19 protein-coding genes are annotated in these 19,852 nt (G+C 66.8%); 7 read left to right on the top strand and 12 right to left on the bottom strand.

Annotated features, from left to right (window positions below; all coding sequences use genetic code 11):
• Positions 1–35 precede the first annotated feature (35 nt).
• Genes CWC60_RS08815 through CWC60_RS08805 form a run of 3 tightly spaced genes read right to left on the bottom strand, consistent with a single transcriptional unit; the run spans position 36 to position 2,817 of the window.
• The gene (locus tag CWC60_RS08815) at positions 36–449 is read right to left on the bottom strand and encodes a Zn-ribbon domain-containing OB-fold protein (protein WP_109793628.1); all 414 of its coding nucleotides are present in this window, start codon (positions 447–449) and stop codon (positions 36–38) included.
• On the bottom strand, positions 446–1,594 hold the full coding sequence (locus tag CWC60_RS08810; RefSeq protein ID WP_109793627.1) for a thiolase family protein: 1,149 nt from the start codon (positions 1,592–1,594) through the stop codon (positions 446–448). The genes CWC60_RS08815 and CWC60_RS08810 overlap by 4 nt, the downstream gene beginning before the upstream one ends.
• The gene (locus CWC60_RS08805) at positions 1,591–2,817 is read right to left on the bottom strand and encodes a cytochrome P450 (RefSeq protein ID WP_164516444.1); all 1,227 of its coding nucleotides are present in this window, start codon (positions 2,815–2,817) and stop codon (positions 1,591–1,593) included. The genes CWC60_RS08810 and CWC60_RS08805 overlap by 4 nt, the downstream gene beginning before the upstream one ends.
• A gap of 68 nt (positions 2,818–2,885) precedes the next feature.
• Between CWC60_RS08805 and CWC60_RS08800 the strand changes: the two genes are divergently transcribed.
• Entirely contained in the window at positions 2,886–4,130 is a 1,245-nt protein-coding gene (locus CWC60_RS08800) for a thiolase family protein (RefSeq protein WP_109793625.1), read from the top strand.
• Between the two features lie 127 nt (positions 4,131–4,257).
• Here the strand turns inward: CWC60_RS08800 and glpK are convergent, their stop codons facing one another.
• The 7 genes from glpK to CWC60_RS08765 all read right to left on the bottom strand — a co-directional run bounded on the left by glpK (position 4,258) and on the right by CWC60_RS08765 (position 11,433).
• Positions 4,258–5,751, bottom strand: a complete 1,494-nt coding sequence (gene glpK, locus CWC60_RS08795; RefSeq protein WP_109793624.1) for a glycerol kinase GlpK — start codon at positions 5,749–5,751, stop codon at positions 4,258–4,260.
• 11 nt (positions 5,752–5,762) lie between these two features.
• A complete protein-coding gene (locus CWC60_RS08790) occupies positions 5,763–6,935 on the bottom strand; it encodes an isovaleryl-CoA dehydrogenase (protein ID WP_109793623.1) in 1,173 nt (390 codons plus the stop codon).
• A gap of 70 nt (positions 6,936–7,005) precedes the next feature.
• Complete coding sequence (locus tag CWC60_RS08785) at positions 7,006–7,941, bottom strand: ABC transporter transmembrane domain-containing protein (RefSeq protein ID WP_206419844.1); 936 nt, start codon at positions 7,939–7,941, stop codon at positions 7,006–7,008.
• Positions 7,938–8,876 (bottom strand): 2-phospho-L-lactate transferase, encoded by a 939-nt coding sequence (cofD, locus tag CWC60_RS08780; protein WP_109793622.1) that lies wholly within the window; start codon positions 8,874–8,876, stop codon positions 7,938–7,940. The genes CWC60_RS08785 and cofD overlap by 4 nt, the downstream gene beginning before the upstream one ends.
• Positions 8,873–9,625, bottom strand: a complete 753-nt coding sequence (gene cofE / locus CWC60_RS08775; RefSeq protein WP_109793621.1) for a coenzyme F420-0:L-glutamate ligase — start codon at positions 9,623–9,625, stop codon at positions 8,873–8,875. Before cofE ends, cofD begins: the two co-directional genes overlap by 4 nt.
• A 6-nt stretch (positions 9,626–9,631) precedes the next feature.
• The gene (gene npdG / locus CWC60_RS08770) at positions 9,632–10,306 is read right to left on the bottom strand and encodes an NADPH-dependent F420 reductase (protein WP_109793620.1); all 675 of its coding nucleotides are present in this window, start codon (positions 10,304–10,306) and stop codon (positions 9,632–9,634) included.
• 2 nt (positions 10,307–10,308) lie between these two features.
• Positions 10,309–11,433, bottom strand: a complete 1,125-nt coding sequence (locus tag CWC60_RS08765; RefSeq protein ID WP_109793619.1) for a TIGR03032 family protein — start codon at positions 11,431–11,433, stop codon at positions 10,309–10,311.
• Between the two features lie 498 nt (positions 11,434–11,931).
• Here CWC60_RS08765 and CWC60_RS08760 point away from each other — a divergent pair, with 498 nt between their 5' ends.
• Positions 11,932–12,648, top strand: coding sequence for a Crp/Fnr family transcriptional regulator (locus CWC60_RS08760; RefSeq protein WP_164516443.1), 717 nt, complete (start codon positions 11,932–11,934; stop codon positions 12,646–12,648).
• 15 nt (positions 12,649–12,663) lie between these two features.
• On the opposite strand, the gene modA is transcribed toward CWC60_RS08760, so the two are convergent.
• Both modA and metC read right to left on the bottom strand, forming a co-directional pair.
• Positions 12,664–13,428 (bottom strand): molybdate ABC transporter substrate-binding protein, encoded by a 765-nt coding sequence (gene modA / locus CWC60_RS08755; RefSeq protein ID WP_109793617.1) that lies wholly within the window; start codon positions 13,426–13,428, stop codon positions 12,664–12,666.
• 3 nt (positions 13,429–13,431) lie between these two features.
• Positions 13,432–14,604, bottom strand: coding sequence for a cystathionine beta-lyase (gene metC, locus CWC60_RS08750; RefSeq protein WP_109793616.1), 1,173 nt, complete (start codon positions 14,602–14,604; stop codon positions 13,432–13,434).
• Positions 14,605–14,826: 222 nt separating this feature from the next.
• On the opposite strand from metC, the gene CWC60_RS08745 reads away from it, so the two are divergent.
• From CWC60_RS08745 to CWC60_RS08725, 5 genes are all read left to right on the top strand, one after another.
• Positions 14,827–15,843, top strand: coding sequence for an amino acid ABC transporter substrate-binding protein (locus tag CWC60_RS08745; RefSeq protein ID WP_109793615.1), 1,017 nt, complete (start codon positions 14,827–14,829; stop codon positions 15,841–15,843).
• A gap of 101 nt (positions 15,844–15,944) precedes the next feature.
• Positions 15,945–17,159 (top strand): amino acid ABC transporter permease, encoded by a 1,215-nt coding sequence (locus tag CWC60_RS08740; RefSeq protein WP_109793614.1) that lies wholly within the window; start codon positions 15,945–15,947, stop codon positions 17,157–17,159.
• A gap of 1 nt (position 17,160) precedes the next feature.
• Entirely contained in the window at positions 17,161–18,474 is a 1,314-nt protein-coding gene (locus CWC60_RS08735) for an amino acid ABC transporter permease (RefSeq protein WP_109793613.1), read from the top strand.
• Between the two features lie 12 nt (positions 18,475–18,486).
• Complete coding sequence (locus CWC60_RS08730; RefSeq protein WP_109793612.1) at positions 18,487–19,278, top strand: amino acid ABC transporter ATP-binding protein; 792 nt, start codon at positions 18,487–18,489, stop codon at positions 19,276–19,278.
• On the top strand, positions 19,278–19,850 hold the full coding sequence (locus CWC60_RS08725; RefSeq protein ID WP_109793611.1) for an NADPH-dependent FMN reductase: 573 nt from the start codon (positions 19,278–19,280) through the stop codon (positions 19,848–19,850). Before CWC60_RS08730 ends, CWC60_RS08725 begins: the two co-directional genes overlap by 1 nt.
• Positions 19,851–19,852 lie beyond the last annotated feature (2 nt).

Genomic DNA, 19,852 nt, shown 5'->3' with positions numbered 1-19,852 from the left:
CGCGAGAGATAGCCGCGCCTGCTCCGCGTGGCAAGTCAGGCAGGTGTCGCCTGGGGCAGCTTCATCCCGCCACGCGCCTCGAAGACGATCCGGACCTTCATGCCGATCGAGACCTCCGCCGGCGCACAGCCGATAACGTTCATCATCATGCGCGGCCCCTCGTCCAGGTCGACGAGCGCGATGACATAGGGCGCTTCCGCGGCAAAAGCCGCGGTCGGGGCGCGGTGATTGACAGTGAAGGTGAACACCGTACCGGTCCCGGCCGCGTCGATGAGGCTCAGGTCTGCCGAGCCGCAGGCGGTGCAGCGGTTGCGCGGATAGAACTGCGCCGCGCCGCAGGCGCCGCAGCGCTGGACGGTCAGCCGCTCCCCGGCGCAGGCGGTCCAGAAGCCTTCCGAATCGACGGTGGGGACCGGGACGGGCTTGGTCGTGGCCCTGGCGTCGCTCATGCCGCGCGCTCCAGTATCAGGGAGACATGGGCCGACAGCGTGCCGCCGTCGCCGTGGACGTAGCAGGTGGCGGCGTCCTTCACCTGCCGCTCGCCCGCTTCGCCGCGTAGCTGGCGCACGCCCTCGACGACGTGGAAGGCGCCGCCCGCCGCGCCGGAATGGCCGAAGCTCAGCAGTCCGCCATGGGTGTTGCAGGGCAGGGCGCCGCCCAGGTCCAGCGCGCCCTCGGCGGCGGCCGGGCCCACCGTACCCTTCTCGAAGAAGCCGATGGATTCGAGCTCGATCGCGAGCGTGATGGTGAAGCTGTCGTAGATCTCGGCCACGTCGATGTTCTTCACCGTCATGCCGGCCTCCCGGAAGGCGTCGGCGGCCGAGTGCTTGCAGCCGAAGCTCTGCAGGTCGCGGGGTGCGGCCATCAGGTGCTCGTGGGTGCCCTTCTGGCCGGCACCCAGGATGCGGATGGCCGGCTTGCCGCCTGTGGACCCGGCGGAAACCATAATGCCGGCCGCGCCGTCGGAAATCAGCGCGCAATCGAACAGACGGAGCGGCTCGGCGATGGGGCGGCTGGCCATGACGTCCTCGACCGAAAGCGGCTTCCGCATCTGGGCGTCCGGGTGGCGGCGGGCGTGATTGCGGGTGGTGACCGCGATGTGGGCCATGTGCTCCAGCGTCAGGCCGGTGTCGTGCATGTAGCGCTGCGCCACCAGGCCGTAGGCGGCCGGAATGGTGATGCCATAGGGCACCTCGAACTCGCTGTGGCCGAAGTCGGCGAGCGCGGCCACTGCCGCGCCGGGCGCCATGCCGGTCAGCCGGTTGTCGCCTGTGAGACACAGCACGTTGCGGCACATGCCGGATTCGACCAGAGCCTTCGCGGTCATCACGTGCAGTGCGCCCGTGGCGCCGCCGGCCGATACGCAGGCGGCAAAGGCCGGCTGAATGCCCAGATACTCTGCGACCACGTGGGCCAGCATCGGATGCGGCTCGGTGAAGGAATAGGCGCAGAGCAGACCGTCCACGTCCTTCAGGTCGATGCCGGCGTCGGCCGCCGCCTCGCGCGCGACGGTGGCGTGCAGCGACAGGGCGCTTTCCTCGGGCAGCTTCCCGCAGCGGGTGTTGGCGACGCCGGTGATGAATGCCTTCTTCATGTCCTGGGCGTCCAGCCGATGTGCACGGCTTCGGCGGTGCGGGTGATCAGTTCGTCCCGCCAGGTCGGCTCCTCGACGATGCGGAAATCGCCGAAGCGCCGCAGCAGGCCTTCGAATGCCGCCCGGCCCTCCAGACGGGCGAGCGGTGCGCCGAGGCAGAGATGGATGCCGTGACCGAAGCTGAGGTGGCGGTTGCGCTGCCGCGCCGGGTCGAACTCGCCCGGGTGTGCGAAACGGGCGGGGTCGTGGTTCGCGGCGAACAGGGAGACAAAGACGCGGTCGCCGGCCTTGATGGCCGCGCCGCCCACCGTCTCGTCCTGCTTGGCCACACGCACCAGCGCCTGCACCGGCCCTTCGAAGCGCAGGAATTCCTCGATCGCGTCGGGGATCAGCGAAGGGTCGGCGGCGAGCCGCTCGGCCTGCGCCGGATTACGGGCCAGCGCCATGGTGCCGTTGGCGATCAGATTCGCCGTCGTCTCGTAGCCCGCCCAGACGCAGAGCAGGATGGAATGGACGATCTCCTCGTTGCTCAGTCGGTCGCCGTCCTCTTCGTAGCGGATCAGGTGGGTCGTGAGGTCGGGGCGGGGATCGGCGCGGCGCTCGGCAACCAGACGCTCGAGATAGGCGACGAAGTCGAGCACCGCCTGCTGGGCGAGGCGGTGGCGGTCCGGTGTCTGCCGGCCGCCGAGCACGAACTTGCCCAGCGCATCGGCCCAGCGGCGCAGTTCGGGGATGTCCGCTTCCGGCACGCCGAACAGGTCGCCGATCACCATGGCCGGCAGCGGGTTGGCGAAGGCCGCCTTCAGTTCCGCGCCCCTGGAGCCTTCCAGCGGCGTCAGCAACTGGTCGACCCGCTCGTGCACCTTCGGCTCCAGGGCGTCCATGTCGCGGGGCATGAAGCCGGTGCGCATCGCCCGGCGCAGCCGGGTGTGGCCCGGCGGGTCCATGAAGACGATCCAGTCGCTCAGCACCTTCGCCAGCGTTTCCAGCCGCGCCCGGGCCTCGCCGTCGGCGCGTTCGATGACGGGACCGAACTTCTCGACCGAGAAGTGCGGGCTCGACAGGATCTGCCGGACATCCTCGAAGCGGGTGGCGAACCAGCCCTTGAGCGAGGGATTCCAGTGCAGAGGCTGTTCCTCGCGCAGGCGGTCGAGCACCGGCTGCGGCGCGGCGATGATTTCCGGATCGGCGAAGTCCACCGGTTCTGGCGCTGTGATCGTCATGGTCGCGCTTCCTCCCCGCATCCATCATGCGATATGGTACGCAGGCGTACAAGTTTGGGGAGGCCGCAATGACCGAGGTCTATGTCGTCGGGATCGGAATGACGCCGTTCGGGCGTTTTCTCGAGAAATCGGTGAAACAACTCACGCGGGAGGCAGTGGACGAGGCGCTCGCCGACGGCGGTCTGGGTGTGGGCGACGTGGAGGCGGCCTGGTTCTCCAACACCACCCAGGGCGTGCTCGAAGGCCAGTATCTCGTCCCCGGCGAGATCGCGCTGCGCGAGATGGGCTTCCAGGGCATTCCGATGGCGAATGTGGAGAACGCCTGCGCCAGCGCGTCGACGGCCTTCAACGCCGCCTATACGGCGATCAGGGCCGGCACATGCGGCATCGCCCTCGCGGTCGGGGCGGACAAGATGTACCACGAGGACAAGGCGCGCAGCTTCGAGATCTTCGACGGCGCCATCGACGTGCACGACCGCGCGGCGACCTTCGAGCGGCTGAACGCGCTGGGGGCAGGGGTCGAGACGCCGGCCGACGCCGTGCTGCCGAACTCCCAGCGCAGCCCCTTCATGGACGTCTACGCCAGCTGGGCGAAGTTTCACATGAAGACCTTCGGGACGACCCAGGCGCAGCTCGCCCATGTCGCCGCCAAGAACCATTTCCACTCGACGCTGAACCCGAAGTCCCAGTATCGCAACGACATCTCGGTGGAAGAGGTGATGGCGGCGCGGATCGTGTCCTGGCCGCTGACCCTGCCCATGTGCTCGCCGATCTCCGATGGCGCGGCGGCGGCGATCCTGGTTTCCGGCGACCTGCTCGACCGCTTCGAGAAGGCCCGCGCGGTGCGCGTCGCCGCCTCGGTCATGGGCACCGGCGTCGACCGGGAGCCCGACGACTACCGCCGGCACATCACCCATCTCGCCGCGAAGAGGGCCTATGACATGGCGGGCTTCGGCCCGGACGCCATCGACGTCGCCGAGGTGCACGACGCGACGGCGATGGGCGAACTGCAGCAGGTGGAAAACCTCGGGCTCTGCGAATTCGGCGACGGCGGCCGCGCGGCGGAAGCCGGAGAGACCCGCCTGGGCGGGCGGGTGCCGGTCAACCCCTCGGGCGGCCTCGAATCCAAGGGCCATCCCATCGGCGCCACGGGCCTGGGGCAGATCTACGAACTGGTCGGCCAGCTCCGCGGCGAGGCCGGGGGCCGCCAGGTCGAGGGCGCGCGCCACGCCATCGCCGAGAACGGCGGCGGCGTCTACCGCTTCGAGGAAGCCACCTGCGCCATCACCGTGCTGGCCGGCCCGGGGAACTAGCAGTTTCCGTCATCTGGTTTAACGCCTTGGCTTCCTGGGGCTTGACCCCGGGACCCAGTCTGGAGAGCTGCCGTACCGGGCCCTTGGATCAAGTCCAAGGGAGACAGTATTCCGGCATGGGTCTGACCTACGCCGTCAGCGTGCGCCTGACGGCGTCCTGCCAGCCGGCGTATTTGCGCGCCCGCTCGGCCTCGGCCATCTGCGGGTCGAAGCGGTGCTGCAGCCGCCAGCCTTCGGCGAAGCGGTCGGGTTCGGGGTAGATGCCGGCGTGCAGGCCGGCGAGATAGGCCGCGCCCAGCGCCGTCGTCTCGAGCACCTCTGGCCGGTCGACGGGCGCGCCCAGCATGTCGGCCAGGCACTGCATGGTCCAGTCGCTGGCGACCATGCCGCCGTCGACGCGCAGCACCGTTTCCTTCGACGCCGCTTCCGGCCAGTCGCCGCGCATGGCTTCCAACAGGTCGCGGGTCTGGTAGCAGACGGATTCCAGCGCCGCGCGCGCCAGCTCCGCCGGTCCCGTGCCGCGGGTCAGGCCGAACAGCGCGCCGCGCGCGTCGGCATCCCAGTAAGGCGCGCCAAGTCCGGTGAAGGCCGGCACCAGATAGACCTCCTGCGCCGGGTCCGCCTGGCGGGCGAGGGCGCCGCTTTCCGGCGCCGAGCCGATGATGCCGAGACCGTCGCGCAGCCACTGCACCGCCGCGCCGGCGACGAAGATCGAGCCTTCCAGGGCGTAGGTCCGCCGGCCGTTCAGCTGGTAGGCCACCGTGGTCAGCAGGCGGTTCTTCGAGGGCACCGGCGTCTCGCCCGTGTTGAGCAGGGCGAAGCAGCCGGTGCCGTAGGTCGACTTCATCATGCCCGGCCGGAAGCAGGCCTGGCCCACCGTCGCGGCCTGCTGGTCGCCGGCGATACCGGCCACCGGAATCGCCCCGCCGAACAGATCGGCTTCCGTCTCCCCGAAAAGGCCCGACGAGTCCCGGACTTCGGGCAGCATGGCGCGCGGCACGCCGATCAGCGCGCAGAGCTCGTCGTCCCACTCGCCCGAACGGATGCCATAGAGCAGCGTCCGGCTGGCGTTGGTCGCGTCGGTGGCGTGGACCCGTCCGCCGGTGAGCCGCCAGAGCAGCCAGGTATCGACGGTGCCGAAAAGCAGTTCGCCGCGCTCGGCCCGTCCGCGCGCGCCCTCCACGTTGTTCAGTATCCAGGCGATCTTGGTGCCGGAGAAATAGGGGTCCAGCAGCAGGCCGGTCCTTGCCGCCACCATATCCTCGTGCCCGTCCGCCTTCAGTTTCTGGCAGAAGCCCGCCGTGCGGCGGTCCTGCCAGACGATGGCGTTGTGTATGACGCGTCCCGTCTCGCGTTCCCAGACCACGGTCGTTTCACGCTGGTTGGTGATACCGATCGCGGCGATGCCGCCGGCGTCCACGCCAGCCGTCTTCATCGCCTCGCGGCAGGTCTCCACGGTCGATCGCCAGAGATCCTCCGGGTCGTGCTCCACCCAGCCGGAACGCGGGAAGTGCTGGCGGAATTCCTGCTGCGCCACGGCGACGACCGCGGTGTCGGCATCGAACAGGATGGCGCGGCTGGAGGTGGTGCCCTGGTCGATGGCGAGGATCAGTCCGGTCATCGCGGGCGGCCTCAGGCGCTCTTCTCGAACAGCTCGCGGCCGATCAGCATCCGCCGGATTTCCGATGTGCCGGCGCCGATCTCGTAGAGCTTGGCGTCTCGCAGGTAGCGGCCGGTCGGATAGTCGTTGATGTAGCCGTTGCCCCCCAGCGCCTGGATCGCCTCAAGCGCCATCCAGGTCGCCTTCTCGGCGGCGTAGAGGATGCAGCCGGCGGCGTCGTAGCGGGTGACCTCGCCGCGGTCGCAGGCCTGTGCCACCGCATAGACGTAGGCGCGGGAGGCGTTCATCGTCGTGTACATGTCGGCGATCTTGCCCTGCATGAGCTGGAACTCGCCGATCGCCTGACCGAACTGCTTGCGTTCGTGAACATAGGGAATCACGGCGTCCATGCAGGCCTGCATGATGCCCAGCGGCCCGGCGGCCAGCACCGCGCGCTCATAGTCCAGGCCCGACATCAGAACGCGCGCGCCCTGGTTCAGCCCGCCCAGAATGTTGTCCTCCGGCACCTCGCAGTCCTCGAAGACCAGCTCACCCGTATCCGAGCCGCGCATGCCGAGCTTGTCCAGCTTCTGCGCCGTGGAGAAACCCTTGAAGCCCTTCTCGATGATGAAGGCGGTGATGCCGCGCGGGCCCTTGTCCGGTTCGGTCTTGGCGTAGACCACCAGCGTGTCGGCGTCGGGGCCGTTGGTGATCCAGAACTTGTTGCCGTTGAGGACGAAGCGGTCGCCCTTCTTCTCGGCGCGGAGCTTCATGCCGACGACATCGGAGCCGGCGCCGGGTTCCGACATGGCCAGCGCGCCCAGATGTTCGCCGGAGACGAGTTTCGGCAGATATTTCCGGCGCTGTTCTTCGGTGCCGTTCAAGCGGATCTGGTTGACGCAGAGATTGGAATGCGCGCCATAGCTGAGGCCGACGGAGCCGGAGGCGCGGCTGATTTCCTCCATCGCGACGACGTGCTCCAGATAGCCGAGGCCGGAGCCGCCATATTCCTCCTCGACCGTCATGCCGAGCAGGCCGAGCGCGCCCATCTCCGGCCAGAGATCCCGCGGGAACTGGTTGGTGCGGTCGATCTCCTCGGCGCGCGGCGCCACACGGTCGCCGGCGAAGCTGGCCACGGTGTCGCGGATCATGTCCGCGGTCTCGCCGAGATAGAAATTGAGGGTCGGGTACTGGTTCGGGATCATGGTGCTGCTTCCTGCCCGTAGAACTGCATTGTGCCAACCAATAACGAAGCTGGCCGGGCCGCGCCAGCAGCTACATCCAGCGCGCAATCATGCGGTGCTGGACCGTCGCCTGTGCGGCGACGCGGTAGTAGTTCAGCAGTTCCCTCAGCGGATTGCCCATCCGCTCGAAGCCGGAAATGAAGGCGACGATGACGCCGACGCTGGTCTCGTCGCGGATCACCATGATGCCGCCGAAGATCAGCACGCCCAGCGGTGCGAGGCCGTTCATCAGGTTGATCAGGCCCTTCATGGCGAATTTCACCAGGAAGGTCTTCATGCGGTTGCCGTAGAGCCGGTCGATCTTCGCCTCGGCGCCGGCGTCGCGCGCGTCCTCGCCGATGACGTCGCTGAGGTCGCGCATGGTCTCGAGACGGCGCTCGATCAGGCGGTTGATACGGCGCTGGGCGACGGGGACCAGCAGCGCCTGCGGCACCAGCAGGACCGCGCCGAGCAGGGCGACCAGCGGCTCGACCACCAGCATGTAGCCGAGGATCGCGACCAGCATGCCCAGATTGGCGACCGGCTGGGACAGGCCTTCGCCGACGAAGCTGCCGAGCTTGTCCATCTCGGCGCTGATGATGGAGACGGCGCGGCCGGACTCGTGATTGTCCTCGTGGGGTTTCTCACGATAGAGCCGCAGCAGATGACCGCGGCCATAGCGGATGGCGCTCTCGCTGATCCAGCCCTGGTACATGCGCAGCGTGAATTTCAGCAATCCTGACAGCACGACCACGGCGAGGAACAGACCGCCGAGGAACAGCAGGTGCTCCAGGTCCGCCTTGTCCAGCGCCTGGTTGACGATGCGCCGCTGCAGTTCCAGCGGCGCCATGCTCAGGGCCGCGACGGTCAGCGCCAGAAGGCACAGCCAGATCTGGTGGTGACCGCTCATCCGCCAGACGAACTGCAGCAGGTTGTCGACCGGCCTGTCGTCGCCGGTCTGCCGAATGCTTCTTGGCCCGAGCCTCACGGATCCCGAAGCCCGAGGACATGGCGCGCCAGCGCGACCCTGTCCTCCAGCGTGCGCATGACCGTGTTGGTGACCGAGACGCGGGGAACGAGCTCCGCGAGTCCGGCGGCCTGATCCGCGTCGGCCGCGTCGATCACGAGAACGGAGGCCAGAGCGCCGTAATGCGCCGCGACGCCCGCTACTGACGATTCCCGGCCGAGTTCGGCCATCATCTTCGCCGTGGGCCCCTTGATGGCCTTGCCGCCGACGATGGGGGAAATCACCGCGATGGGGGCCGAAGCCTCGCGCAGCGCGGCGTCCATGCCGGCGAGCTTCAGGATCGGGTCGATCGAGATATAGGGGTTGGATGGCCCGACCACGATCAGGTCGGCGGCCCGGATGGCATCGAGAACCGCCTTCGAGGGCGCAGCCATATGCCCGCCATGCAGCGTGAAGCCTGTGACGGGGGGGGCCGCGCGCAATCGAACGAAATAGTCCTGGAAGGCGAGGGGGCCGTCGACCGTCTCGACGATTGTCGGCGCCGGCTCGTCGGTCATGGGCAGGATCGGATGTTCGACGCCCAGAGCCTGCGCCAGAGCTGCGGTGATTTCGGTCAGGTCATGCCCGTCGGCCGCACGCCGGCGGCGCTCGGCGTGCATGGCAAGGTCACGGTCGCCGAGGAAGAACCAGTCGGGCCCGCCAAGCTGGCGCAGGGTTTCCATGAAGGCGGAGGTCTCGTCGCGCCGTCCCCAGCCGAGAGCGGGATTGGCGAGACCGGAAAGGGTGTAGACCAGCGTGTCGATATCCGGGCAGACCGGAAAGCCCAGATGCTCGAAATCGTCGCCGGTATTGGCGACGATGGTCAGTCGTTCGGGCGGCAGCAGGTGCGAGAGGCCCAGCGCGAGCTTTGCCCCGCCGACGCCGCCCGACAGATAGACCACATTCGGCTCGCTCATCGGAACAGATCCATTTCACGGTCGCGAACCAGGTCAGCGGCGCGGCCTTCGCCCAGCATGTCGCCCGCGCCACGGACGATCGCGGCCGGCACGCCTTCGGCGGCCTGGCCCATGACGATGGAAGCCGCGGCCGCCAGTTCGTCGGCGATGGCGAGTTCGCTCGCCTGCATCGTCCGGCCGTCGCGGTCCGTCTGTCCGCGCAGGTCGGCGACCGTCTTCACGCCGGCGCAGCCGATGGCGATGCCGACCGAGCCCGCGCGCCAGGCGCGGCCCGGACTGTCGTTGATGACGACGCCGATACGCGCCCCGGCGCTCCTGCGGATCGCCTCGGCGCTCGCGTCCGGGTCGCGGGGCAGCAGCAGGACGAACTCCGAACCGTCCCGCTGGGGGACGTTGGAGGCGTCGATACCGGCATTGGCGAGCACATGGCCCAGCCGGTGGCGCACGATCAGCACGCCGGGCCGGTGGCGCACGATCTCCGTGCTCTCGGAGAGGATGACCTCGACCTGCCTGGGATCCTTGTCGCAGTGGCGCGCCACCCTGATGGCTCGTTCGCCGGGCGTCACCGTGCGCAGGTCGACGAAGCGGTTCTCGGCCTTCGAGACGATCTTCTGGGCGACGACGAGTATGTCACCCTCAGAGAATCCGCCTGCGGCATCGGCGGCCTGCCGCAGAAGTCCGGGCAGGTCGTCGCCCGCCCGGACCTCCGGCAGGCCGGACAGACCGATGACCTCGAGGCGTTGCGGCATGGCCGGTCAGTCGGCCCCGGGGATATTGGTGATGCGGATGCCGGCGCCCGGGCTCTTGTAGCGCTTGTTCATGAAGATCAGCACCGACGTCAGGGCTTCGGCGACCGCGGCGTTGTCGATTGGCCCGACATGCCAGCCCTTCATACCGCAGGCCTCGACCAGTTCGATCACCTGCTCGCGCGCGGCGACCGCGTTGCCGGCCACCAGGACGTCGCAATCCGGGTCGTGTTCGAGATCGGCGAGATGGTCAGCGGCCACGTTCTGGAAGGCGGAAACCACCTGCACTTCGGGGCCAAGTATCTCCTGCGCCAGCTTGCCGGCGGAACCCTCGGGCGGCATCTGCACGCGGCTCACCTTCGGCGGCACCAGCGGCACGGTCACGTCGACGAAGATCTTGCCCTGCACGGCGTCGCGCACGGCTTCGAGCGTCGGGCGGTGATTGCTGAAGGGTACCGTCATGACGACGATCTCGCCGGCCGCCGCCGCGGCGCTGTTCTCCATGCCTGAAGCCTCCGCGCCGGGAATGCGTTCGCGGATGTTCTCTGCGGCGGCAACCGCCTTCTCCTCGGTGCGCGAGCCGATGATCACCGGATAGCCCGCGCGCGCCCAGCGCAGCGCCAGTCCCGACCCAAGGTCGCCGGAGCCGCCGATGACCGCAATGCCTGGTTTCCTGTCCGCCATGTTCAGTCCTTCTCCCCCTTGTTCTCGATCCGGTCCGGCCAGTCGCTGTCGTCGACCGTCAGCACCCGCCGGATCTCGTCGGTCATGAATCCGATCGCCATGGGCCGCCGCACGCCGGGCAGCGCCGCCACGTCGTAGAGTTCCTGGACCACGCCCTCGATGCGCAGCCAGTGCACCACGTCGCCGCTCTTCAGGTCGATGACATAGAGCGCGCAGCGGGCTTCGGCATCCGCGCCCTTCAGTTTCTCGTCCAGCGCCAGCCCGGTGAAGGCCTGGTTCTCGCGCGGCAAGCTCAGTCCGACCACGGCGAAGTCGCCGACGATCGTCGCGCCTCGCAGGAAGCCGGGACAGAACGTCACCGGTTCGAAGCGGCCGGACTTCGGGTCGATATACCCGAACTCGCCGGTTCCCGCATTGGACAGCCAGAGCCGGCCGTCATGCCAGCGCGGGCTGTGCGGCATCGACAGGCCGTCCGCGACGATCTCGCCGTTGTCGACGTCGACGACCACGCCGCCATCCGTGCGGCGGTCGCGCCAGCCGTCGGCGACGTCGGAGCGGCTGACCGCCGTGACGTAGCGCGGGCGGCCATCGCGCATCGCCAGGCCGTTGAGATGGCAACGGTCCTCCGCCGCCAGCTTGCTGAGGAAGGGAGGCTTCCAGAGGGGCTTGAAGGAATGGCTTTCGCTGAGCGTCGCCAGACAGCCGAAAAGCGTTGCGGCGAAGACCAGGCGTCCGTCGCGGTCGACCGCCATGTCATGGACGTCGATATCGCCGGTGGTGTAGCCGACCTGGGGCACGAACAGCCGGTCATGGCCGCGATAGGTCTCGCCGGCGGGGAGCACGTTCTCCATCCGCCAGATCTGGTAGAGCGAACTCATCCAGATCGTCTGGCTGTCGGTCCAGAGCCCCATGCAGCGGTTGAAGGTGCGTTCGAAGATCGACAGCCGCCCGTCTGCGTTGAGTCCGATCAGAAACAGCTTTCCCGCCTGATAGGTCGTGAATGCCAGACTGACGCCCTGTTCGGCGAGCCAGTTGGGGAACTGTCTGGACGGCGTCAGGCGAAGCTTCTCCGCCTCGCTTCCGGCCGGGGCGTCGGCCGCCGGCTCCGTCTCCTGCTTTTCCGTCATGGGGGTTCCGCATCCGCCGAAGGACGCGACGCTGTAGCATGGGCCGGGCAGGCTCGACAATCGGGAGCGCCAAGGGGGCCGGCGGCCCTGCGAAAAAAGCCCCGGGCCGGAGAACCGGGCCGAGGCTTTCGAGTTGGCGTTTTGGGTTTCCCGGATTGCTCCGGGAAGGCGCAAGACAATAGTCGGACAACGCGGCCATGCCAGACTGTGACCCAAGTCACAGCGGAGAACGGCGAGGGCCCGAATTCTCGCCTATCACGCTCATGTGACAGACGCGCCGGAGGAAAACGGCGCGGTTCCGGCAACAATTGTCGGCAAGATGTTTCGTCTGGCCCGGACTGATACGGTCTGGTACGGATTCGGCGCAGCCGCGTACCGCATCCACCATCACCGACAAGGGAGCGGACACGGACGCGCAACCGGCTATAATGATCACGGCTGTTGGGGCCGCGAATCGTCCGGGCGTGACAGACGGCAATGCGGGGTGGATCAGTCGGCATGTCTCAGCAACAGACCATAGGCTCCCTGGCCGGGTGCGAGCTCCTGAAGGGACTGCCCGAGGCGGAAGTGGCCACGCTGGAACGGCGCTGTACCTGGCGGCGCTTCAAGAACGGCGAACAGGTCCTCGACCGCAACAGCGATTCCCGGGACGTGATGTTCGTCGTCGAAGGCCAGGTTCAGATCGTCAACTATTCGACTTCCGGCCGCGAGATCGCCTATGCGACGGTCCGTCAGGGCGGCTATTTCGGCGAGTTGGCGGCCATCGACGGCCTGCCGCGGTCGGCCTCGGCGGTCGCCCAGGGCACGTGCGTGCTGGCGCAGATCGCCCCGCAGGTGTTCATGGACTTCGTGATATCCCGCCCCGAGGCGTCGATGGCGCTGCTCCACCGCCTGGCGAAGATCATCCGCACCTGCGACGAGCGCATCATGGATCTCTCCACCCTCGGCGCGGTGCAGCGCGTCTATCTGGAGCTGCTGCGCCTGGCCGAGGCGGATCCGGTGACCCCCGAGACCTGGGTGATCTATCCCCTGCCGACCCAGAGCAATATCGCGGCGCGCGCCAGCACCACGCGCGAGACGGTGGCCCGCGTGATCAGCCAGCTTTCCCAGGAAGGTCTGGTAAAGAAGAAGGGCAAGAGTCTCTATATCTGGGACCGCGACGCCCTCGCGATCCGCGCCGACAAGCTGACCACCCCGGAACTGACGCCGCGCTGAACGCCGCCGGCCGCCTCAGCAGCCATCCGGGCAGGGAATGAAGCCCGCCGCAGCGAGGATTTCGAAGCCGGCCGGACTCAGCACATGTTCCACGAAGCGCGATGACAGCTCACGGTTCAGCGCCTGACCCTGGAAGGTCAGCGCGAGTTCGTAGCGGATCGGGTCATGCAGCTCCTCGGCGAAGGCGGCGACTTCCTTGATGTCCTCGAAGGCCAGCGCGTCGGTGTGATAGGCAATGCCGTAACGGGCCACACGGCGCTGCACGAAGCGGATGACCTCGCGGGTGTCGCCGGCTTGAGCCGTGCGCGCTTTCAGCGTGTCCCAGAGCCCGAGTTCCCGCAGCGCCTCGCGGGCACGCTGCCCGCCCGGCGCGTTGGACGGGTCGGCAATGGCAATCATGCCGCGGCCCCCCTCGCTCAACGCGGCCTCGATGGTTGCCGCTGCGTCGGCGTCGTCGGAGCGCGCCACCAGCACCAGGCGGTTTCCCGCGATTACCCGGCGGCTCGGGGCCATGATGGCCTTGCCGTCCTCCAGGCGGTCCAGCCACTGGATGTCGGCGGAAATGATGATGTCGGTGGACGGTCCGCGCCGGGACTGGCGGGTCAGCGCCGAACGCCCGGCCAGGGTGATGCCCACCTTCTCGCCGGTGCGGTCTTCGAAGGATTCGGCCAGCATCTCGACGACTTCCTCCAGACTGGCCGAAGCGAAGACGGTGACGTCCGCCGCCGCCGCCGGGGCGGCGTGGCAGATCATCAGAAGCGCCAGTGCCAATTTCCGCATGTTCTAGCTCCCGAGCCGCGCAAACCCTTTCGACAGGTCTTCCCTGAGGTCGTCCGGATCCTCAAGGCCTATATGGTAGCGCACCAGCGGGCCGGGGCCACGCCAGGGGGTGGCGGTGCGGTATTGCTCCGGTTTCTGGCTGATCACCAGGCTCTCGTAGCCGCCCCAGCTCGCGCCCAGTCCGAACAGCTCGTAGCCGTCGATCATCCGGGCCAGGGCGTCATCGTCATGGCCTTCCTTCAGCACGATGGAGAACAGTCCCGAGGCGCCGAGGAAATCGCGCTTCCAGATGTCATGGCCGGGATGGCCGGGCAGGCCGGGGTGCAGCACCCGGTCCACTTCAGGTCGTTCCTCCAGCCAGCGGGCGATCTCGAGGCCGTTCTTCATGTGGCGCTCCAGCCGGACCGAAAGCGTGCGCAGTCCGCGCAGGCCCAGATAGACGTCGTCAGGGCCGACGCACTGACCCAGCATCTGCGCCGTCGCGCGCAACGGATTCCAGGCCGTCTCTGTCGTGGTGACCAGTCCCAGCATCGCGTCCGAATGGCCCACGATGTACTTCGTGCCTGCATGGATCGAGACGTCGACGCCCTTCTCGAAGGGCCGGAAATAGAGCGGTGTCGCCCAGGTGTTGTCCATCATCACGATGGCGCCGGCGGCGTGGGCGGCCTCCGCGATCGCGGGAATGTCCTGCATCTCGAAGGTCTGCGAGCCGGGCGCCTCGACGTAGACGATCTTCGTGTTTTCCTGGATCAGGTCCGCAATGCCGCCGCCGATCAGCGGATCGTAGTAGGTCGTCTCCACGCCCATCCGCTTCAGCAGCCCGTCGCAATAACTGCGCGTCGGGCGATAGACGCTGTCTGTCACCAGCACGTGATCGCCGGACCCGACATAGGCCGTCAGCGCCGTCGCGATCGCGGCGAGGCCGGAGGGAAAGGCGAAACAGCGGTAACCGCCCTCGATCTCGGCCATCGCATCCTCGAGGGCCAGGGAGGTGGGGTGACCGATGCGTCCGTACATCGTGACTGACTCGCCGCGGGCCCGTGCTTCCCCCTTCCGGCGCATCTCTCCAAGACTTGGCTGCAGGATCGTGGAGGTGTGATAGACGGGCGGATTGACGATGCCCAGATTTGCCTCCGGATCGCGTCCGGCGCTGACGATCTTCGTGTCCTGCTTCATTTCTACGCTTGTCTGCCTCCCGGATTGAACTTCGCGCGGATATTGGCAGAGCGCGTCTGCCGTTGAAATGACTGTTGTGTTGCAGGGGGAGCGGACATAGGCTTTTGGTCGGTTACCGCACCCGCGAAACGATGTGGTTCGGTCAAACTCCCGGAAGGGCAGGGGTCCGAGCGCATTTGATCTGGGCGGGAGTCAAACTTTCACAGGGAGCAATCAGGTAACATGAAACTCAAAGGCGCTATCCTGGCCGCGACCGCCGCACTGGCGGTGTCCGCGGCCGCACAGGCGGCGACGCTGGACGACGTGAAGAACAAGGGCTTCGTTCAGTGCGGCGTTTCCACCGGCCTCGCCGGCTTCGCATTCACCGACGCCAATGGCAACTGGGACGGCTTCGACGTGGCGTTCTGCCGCGCGACCGCCGCAGCGATCTTCGGCGACAGCGAAGCGATCAAGTTCACGCCGACGACCGGCAAGACGCGCTTCACCGCGCTGGCCTCGGGCGAGGTGGATATCCTCTACCGCAACACGACCTGGACGCTGAGCCGCGACGTCGACCTGAAGTTCACCTTCCTGGGCGTGAACTATTATGACGGTCAGGGCTTCATGACCCGCAAGGGGCTGGGCGTGAAGTCGGCGAAGGAACTGGACGGCGCGACCGTGTGCATCCAGACCGGCACCACCACCGAGCTCAACCTGGCCGACTTCTTCCGCGCCAACAACATGAGCTACGAGCCGGTCCCGATCGAGACCAACGCCGAGGCGCAGCAGAAGTATCTGGCCAACGCCTGCGACGTCTACACCACCGACGCCTCCGGCCTGGCCGCGACCCGCGCCACCTTCGAGAACCCGGGCGAGCACATCATCCTGCCCGAGATCATCTCCAAGGAGCCGCTGGGCCCGCTGGTCCGTCACGGTGACTCGGCATGGGCCGACGTCGGCCGCTGGGTGCTGAACGCGCTGATCATCGCCGAGGAGAAGGGCATTACCAAGGCGAACGTGATGGAGAAGGCCGGGGGCACCGAAGACCCCGAGGTCAACCGCCTGCTGGGTACCGAAGGCAGCTATGGCGCGATGCTCGGCCTGCCGAATGACTGGGCCGTGAAGGCCATCGCCGCCAATGGCAACTACGGCGAGATCTTCGAGAAATATGTCGGCGAAAGCACGCCGATCGGGCTGTCCCGCGGCCTGAACCAGTTGTGGACGAAGGGCGGTATTCTCTACGCCCCGCCGTTCCGCTAAGCGGTCCGGAAAAAGGCGCGCTCCTGAAAAGGGCGCGCCTTTTTTCTTATCTTATTGTTTAGTTTTTTTCAGGCTTGCCAAAGTTTTCGAGAGGGTGAGGCATGTCCGTGAGCGCCGATCGGCCGGAAGAGGGGTTCCGGTTCAGCCAGCTCATCTACGACACGCGCTACAGATCCTACACGATCCAGATCTTCGCGCTCATCGTGATCATGCTGGCCTTCGCCTGGCTGTTGAACAACGCCGTGGTCAATCTCGAACGGCTGGGAAAGACGTTCGAGTTCGGCTTTCTGTGGGAGACAGCGTCCTACGACATCAACCAGCGCCTGATCGACTACGACTCGACCTCAACCCACGGCCGGGCGGCGCTGGTCGGCATTCTCAATACCCTACTGGTCGCTGTCCTCGGCTGCATCACCGCGACCGTCGTCGGCGTGATCGCGGGCGTGCTCAGGCTGTCGAAGAACTGGCTCATCGCGCGCCTGATGACCGTCTACATCGAGAGCTTCCGCAACGTGCCGGTGCTGATCTGGATCCTGATCGTCGTCGCCGCGATCAACGAGACCCTGCCGCCGCCCGCCGCCTATCGGGGCGAGGACGGGATGTCGGGCTATCTGTGGGAATCCGTGTTCCTGACCAACCGGGGCTTCTACATTCCCATCCCGGTCTTCGGGGAGGGGTCCACGGTCGTCGTCGTCGGTTTCCTGATTTCATGCGTCGCGATCTGGTTCTTCAGCCGGTGGGCGCGCAAGCGCCAGGACGCCACCGGCCAGATCCTTCCGGTGTTCCGTATCAATCTCGCGCTGTTCTTCCTGCCCGCGCTGCTGCTCTATTTCATCGCCGGCATGCCGATCACGCTGGAAGACCCGGTGCTCCGTGGCTTCAATTTCCAGGGCGGCATCTTCATGCGCGACAGCCTGATCGGGCTGTGGCTGGCGCTGTCGATCTATACCGGCGCCTTCGTCGCCGAGATCGTCCGGGCCGGTATCCTCTCCGTCAGCAAGGGCCAGACCGAGGCGGCGTTCGCCCTCGGCCTCAGGCCGAACCGGACCATGAACCTGGTCATCCTGCCCCAGGCGCTGAGAGTCATCGTCCCGCCGCTGATCAGTCAGTATCTGAACCTGACCAAGAACTCGTCGCTGGCCATCGCCGTGGGCTACATGGACGCGACCGGCACTCTGGGCGGCATCACGCTGAATCAGACCGGCCGCGAAATGGAGACCATGCTGTTGCTGATGTCCTTCTACCTGGTCGTTTCGCTCAGCATCTCCGCGGTGATGAACGCTTACAACGAGCGCGTGAAGCTGAGGGAGCGGTAGGATGGTCCAGGAACACACCGCCCGCTTCGTCGCCGACAAGCAGATACCGGCCGCCCCGCCGCCCAGGAGCGAGTCGGGCGCCATCGCCTGGCTGCGGACCAACCTGTTCTCCGGCGTCTTCAACACCATCCTCACCCTGCTGGGGCTCTACGTCATCTACCTGGTAATGGCCGGGATAACCCCCTGGCTGTTCCTCGATTCCGTATGGAATGCGAGTTCGCTCTCGAACTGCCGGGAGATCGACGACGGCGCCTGTCTCGCGGTCATCAACGAACGCTGGCTGCAGTTCTTCTTCGGCTTCTATCCCGACCATCTGCGCTGGCGGCCCTCGCTCACCTTCGCGCTGCTTTTCGTCTCACTCTATCCGGTGCTGTTCAGCTCCGCCCCACGGAAGCTGCTTATCCTCTCTGCGGCCTATCCGCTGATCGCCTACTGGCTGATCTGGGGCGGCAGCATCTGGGGGCCCGTCCTGGTCGCCGCGGCTCTCGGAATCGGGTTCCTGATCGTCCAGTACGGCTCGCGCGCGCTGGCGAACGTGATGGATGAGGGCGTGGCCTTCCTGACGTCCGTCGGGCTGGCCATTATCGCCGCGGTGCTTTGGTGGCTGTTCCTCGTCGTGCCGCTCGACGACCTCCTGACCTCCATCGTGAACATCGGTCTGGAGCCGGTGGAATCGGCCCGGATCGGCGGTTTCCTGCTGTCGCTTATCCTCGGCTTCACCGGCATCGCGGGCTCCCTGCCCATCGGCATCTGCCTGGCGCTGGGACGGCAGTCCAACCTGCTGATCATCAAGGCGTTCTGCACCGGGTTCATCGAGTTCATCCGCGGCGTCCCGCTGATTACCCTGCTGTTCGTCGCCTCGGTCCTGTTGTCGTACTTCCTGCCGCCGGATACCGAGTTCGACCTGATCCTGCGCGTCATCATCATGGTCACGGCCTTCGCATCGGCCTACATGGCCGAAGTCATCCGCGGCGGCCTCGCGGCGCTGCCGCGCGGTCAGTACGAGGCGGCGGATGCGCTGGGCCTGGACTACTGGAAGTCCATGCGCCTGATCATTCTGCCCCAGGCGCTGAAGATCTCGATTCCGGGCATCGTCAACACCTTCATCGGCCTGTTCAAGGACACCACACTGGTCTCGATCATCGGTCTGCTGGACCCGGTCGGCATTCTCAATCCGATCCGCGCCGACCAGAACTGGAACGGTATCGTATGGGAGCTCTACGGCTTCGTGGCGCTGTTCTACTTCATCTTCTGCTTCTCCATGTCCCGCTACTCCATGTATCTCGAGCGCAAGCTCGAGACGGGTCACCGCTAGGGAGTCCGAACCATGTCCGACCTGTCCATCGACCGCGAAGTCGACCGTTCGCAGATGAAGATCTCCGACGAGGTGGCCATCCAGATCGTCGACATGAACAAGTGGTTCGGCGACTTCCATGTCCTTCGCGACATCAACCTGACGGTCTATCGCGGGGAGCGCATTGTCATTTGCGGGCCGTCGGGGTCCGGCAAATCGACGCTCATCCGCTGCATCAACGCCCTGGAGGAGCACCAGAAGGGTTCCATCGAGGTGGATGGCACGACGCTGTCCTCGGACATCAAGAACATCGACAAGATCCGCTCCGAAGTCGGGATGTGCTTCCAGCACTTCAATCTGTTCCCGCATCTTTCGGTGATCGAGAACTGCACCCTGGCGCCGATCTGGGTCCGCAAGACGCCGAAGAAGGAGGCCGAGGAGGAGGCGCTGAAATATCTGGAGCGCGTCAAGATCGCCGACCAGGCCTACAAGTATCCCGGCCAGCTCTCGGGCGGCCAGCAGCAGCGTGTCGCCATCGCGCGGTCACTGTGCATGAATCCGCGCATCATGCTGTTCGACGAGCCGACGTCGGCGCTCGACCCGGAGATGATCAAGGAAGTGCTCGACGTCATGGTCGACCTCGCCGAAAGCGGCATGACCATGATCTGCGTCACCCACGAGATGGGCTTCGCGCGCAAGGTCGCGAACAGGGTGATCTTCATGGATCAGGGCCAGATCGTAGAGCAGAACGAGCCCGAGGAGTTCTTCACCAATCCGCAGAGCGACCGCACCAAGCTGTTCCTCAGCCAGATCCTCAGCCACTGATGGCCGCCCGGGTCCTGGCCTTCGCCGGCAGCATCCGCGCCGGCTCGATCAACCGCGTGCTGGCGCAGGCTGCGGCGCAGGGCGCCGAAGCAGCGGGCGCGGCGGTAACCTGGCTGGAGCTCGCTGACTATCCGCTGCCGCTCTACAACGGCGACATCGAGGCCGGGGAAGGCCTGCCCGAGGCCGCAATGCGGCTCAAGGACATCTTCGACGACCACGACGCCCTGCTGATCGGCTGCCCCGAATACAACAGTTCCGTCACGCCGCTGCTGAAGAACACCATCGACTGGATTTCGCGCCCGGTGGACGGGCGCGACCGCCTGCATGCCTTCACCGGCAAGGTGGCCGGGCTGGTTGCCGGATCGGGCGGGGCGCTGGGCGGCCTGCGCGGGCTGGTCCACGTGCGGGCAATTCTCGGCAATATCGGGGTGATCGTGCTGCCGGAACAACGCGCGGTCCCCGGCGCGCCCAAGCTGATCGAGGACGGGCGGGTGACCGACGAAGCGACCCGCGAGTCGCTGGAGGCAATCGGCCGCCGCGTCGCCGAGGTCGCCGGCGCGCTGAAGGCCTGAGG

Origin of the sequence: Minwuia thermotolerans (genome assembly GCF_002924445.1) — a bacterium.
GTDB lineage: Bacteria > Pseudomonadota > Alphaproteobacteria > Minwuiales > Minwuiaceae > Minwuia > Minwuia thermotolerans.
This window is presented reverse-complemented; position numbering and strand designations above follow the sequence as displayed.